Below are 3,413 nucleotides of genomic sequence, written 5' to 3'. Positions count from 1 at the left end.
GCTTGAGTGTACGCAGGCCAAGTTTGCAGTGTACGGGAGGGCTGTCATGCGGACACGCGTCCGCTGCCAGTCCTGCTGCTGCCGCTCGAAACGCAGGCACGGGCGACCGCTTCTGGCCGAAACCCGTCGCCAGACAACTCCTGCGTTCTTGCCAGGCCGCCCGCCTGGCCCAACCCTCGACTTTCGTAAACTCGCCAGGAATCTGCGGCCTATGCGGATGCGCGAGCACGGCAATCCCGCGAATTCGAGACACAGAATCGAATCAACTTTGGTTCAAATACTCTTGAAGGAGTTGCTTCTGCGCATCCTTCCTTCTCAACTTCCCGGCTTCCTACCTTCCTCACTTCCTTGTCTCCAAGGAACCTTGGAAGAGACCAAGGAAAGAACCCTGCTTCCGTCACGCTGGCGCCACAGACCCAAAGAACTGCGCCATCCCGCCCTCCCGTGCCCGCAGCTTGCGCAGGTACCGCCGGATCATCCGCTCATCCTTCCAGCCCCCGGCCTGGAGAATCCCCGCCGTCGAGACGCCGGCCGCCTCCAGGTCCTGGGCCGCGCCGACCCGTAGCGAGTGTCCGGAGAAGGCCGCCGCATACCGCAGCATCGCCCGCCTGACCTCCCGCCGTTCGCTGCCCGTCACATCCAAGGTGCCGTTCACCATGGCGATCCGCGCCACGGCGAGTTTGACCACCGTGTTGACCTCCGGCGCGCTCAGGCGCTGTGCGGTGATCAGCAGCACCGCGGCTGGGCCACGCCCGCCGTTGCTGCGCAAGCAGGTGAACACCGGTCCCGACTGAATGTTGCCGCGCGCCATCCAGGTGCGCAGCAGGTCCGCGGTCAGCGGCGCCAGATACCGGGGCTCGGGCTCCGCCTCCAGCCGCTGCTTGGTCGGCCGCAGCAGCACCAGGGCACCGTCGCCGTGAGCGAACTCCAGGTCCGCCACATCAATGGCCACCAACTCGGCACGCCGCGCCATGGTGTTGTGGCCGACCGCCAGCAGGGCGGCATCCCGCAGCCCCTTCAGGTCCCCGGGGTCGCGAGTCAGCACCGCCAGGGCGTCCAGCACATCGGCCCAGCGGAACGGCGCCGCCTGGTCCTGGCCACCGCTGCCGCGCGTCTTGGCCTTGACGGTGTTGCGCACCATGGGCACCTTGGTCGGATCGGGCGCATCCAGGAGGCGATGCAGCGTGCTCAGGGTGCTCAGGTAGCGCAGTACCGTGGCGCGGGCGCGGGCCGGCTCACCGTCATAGCCGCCGAGCCTATCGGTCACGAACCGCACCAGCAGTTCCGGCCGGGTCGGGAGGCGGATGCGGTCGCGCTCGTCCGGATACCAGGCCGCCGCCCGACCCAGTGCCCAGGTTCGGAAGACCGCCCAATCGCAGGCCCAGGCGATGCGGGTGTTCGGCGCGGCGGCCTCCAGTGCGGTGGTGATGGAGAGGCTCGAGGTCGCCAGCCAATCGTCACCGCGGAAGAGCGCATGGGCGACCGCGCCCGGCAGACGGCCGAGGGCGGGATCGAAGCGCCCGCAGGGTTCAAGTGCAGTCACACCCGCTCCATGGCCACGACGCCCGACTTGATGGACCGGCGGGTCCCGCCGAAGTTGATGTCCAGGATGTCCTGGTCGCGAATGCCGACCACCAGGCCATCGCCGAAGAAGGGGTGTCGCACCCGGTCGTTGATGCCCCAGTCGCCGGGGGGAACCGGCGCCGTCGGCGGCTGCGCGGGCGGTTGGTAGCGTTCCTCAAGTCCCACTTCCCCCAGATAGCGGTTGAGCACCGGTGCCACCTGGAGCGCCGCCTCCGGCAAGTCCGCGCCGGGGTCTCCGCCGGACAGCCGACGGGTGATCGCCTCACCGAGTGCCGAACTGGTGCGCAGATTGGCCTCGAAGGCGAAGGGACTGGCGGCGGTCTTCGCCGAACCGGGACCCCGGGTGGGGATGCCGAGCCACACCGCATCGAACCGCGCATCCGGCGGCACGACCAGCAGGAGTTGTTCCTGGACACGGGTCATCGCCACATAGGCGAGCCGCCGCTCCTCCTCCGCACTGGATCGGCGCGACGGGAACAGCCCGTCCTCCAGTCCGGTGACGATGACCAGCGGGAACTCGCGCCCCTTCACCTGGTGGATCGACGACAGCAGCACCGCGTCACCGCCGGCCTCATAGCGTTCACGGGACCGCCGCAGCGCGTCCATGCGGGCGACGAACTCACCCACCGTGGTGCGGGTGCGCACCGCCCAGTCCAGGAGGGTCTGATAGGCCAACTCCTTTTCGGCCGCCGCCTCACTGGTGGCGGAGGTGGCTAAGGCGCTCACCAGATCGGTGGTGCCGGCATAGCACCGCAGCGCCTCGGCCGCCGGCCGATCGGCCCAGCCCAGAGCCTCGTGCCACAGTTGCGCACGGTCGGCGATCCGCGTTTCGTGATAGGGCTTCTTGGCGTTGCGGGCGGTCTCCATCAGCAGGGCCGGGGCCTGCGCGGGGGTGCGGACAATCGCATCCGCCAGGGTATCGAGCGTGGCCGCGGTGAGCCACAGGGTGGGTGTCGCGAGCATGTGCCGGACGATCTCGCGTGCGCGCGGTTCGGCGAAGAGGGTGCCGGCGGCCAGGCGCAGGTAGCCCAGGAGTCCGGCGATCTCGGGGACCCGGAAGAGGTCGTCCTTCGCCTTCACATAGGGGATATCGCGCTCCAACAGGGCCAGTTCCAGGCTCAGCGTCTGCGCCCAAAGCCGGGCGAGGACCGCGACCTCGCGCAGCGACCGCCCGGCGCGGCGCCAGCCGTCGATGGCCGCCACCACCGCGGACTGGTCGCCGGCCGAGGTGGCGCGGATCACGTCGATGCCGGTGTCCGGCGTGGACGGCGCCGAGACGCACAGGGTGTCCATGCGGTTGCGGTTGTGGCCGATCAACTGGGCTGCGGCCAGCGACACCCGGTGGCCGAAGCGGAAGGTCCGGGACAGGGTGTAACGGGTCGCTCCGGGGAAGTGCCGGGCGAACTCAGCACCCATGACCTCCGGCCGCGCGCCGCGCCAGGCGTAGATGCACTGCGAATCATCGCCTACCGCGTTCAGGTACGCCCGGGTGCCCACCAGTTGGATCAGCAGCTCCACCTGGACGCGACTCAGATCCTGGAACTCATCGACCACCACCAGGTCCAGCTTGTTCGTGACCAGCGCGAGCGCTTTGGGGTTGGCGCGCATCACCGCCACGGGGTCCGACAGCAGGTCGGCAAAGAACCGCAGGCCGGCACGCTCGCGGGCCTTTTCAAAGAGTTCGAAGGCCCGGACGAAGTAGGCGCAGGACGGCAGCAGGCCAAAGGTCCGGAAGGCGTCCGCGGCGGACAGCAGGTCCGACTTGACCAGCCCGATGAAGGCTCGGAACGCCTCAAACGCGTCCTGGCCTGGGTACTCGACGTTGCCCT

At 68.9% G+C, this 3,413-nt stretch carries 2 protein-coding genes; both read right to left on the bottom strand.

Going from position 1 to position 3,413, the window contains the following annotated elements:
* Positions 1–397 precede the first annotated feature (397 nt).
* Positions 398–1,543 carry a tyrosine-type recombinase/integrase gene (locus QZY44_RS11765; RefSeq protein ID WP_295446414.1) on the bottom strand — a complete coding sequence of 382 codons (1,146 nt, stop codon included), beginning with the start codon at positions 1,541–1,543 and terminating at the stop codon, positions 398–400.
* On the bottom strand, positions 1,540–3,413 hold a 1,874-nt coding region (locus tag QZY44_RS11760), incomplete at its 5' end, for an ATP-dependent helicase (RefSeq protein ID WP_295446412.1). The genes QZY44_RS11760 and QZY44_RS11765, both read right to left, overlap by 4 nt.

The organism is uncultured Thiodictyon sp. (genome assembly GCA_903837595.1).
GTDB lineage: Bacteria > Pseudomonadota > Gammaproteobacteria > Chromatiales > Chromatiaceae > Thiodictyon.
This window is presented reverse-complemented; position numbering and strand designations above follow the sequence as displayed.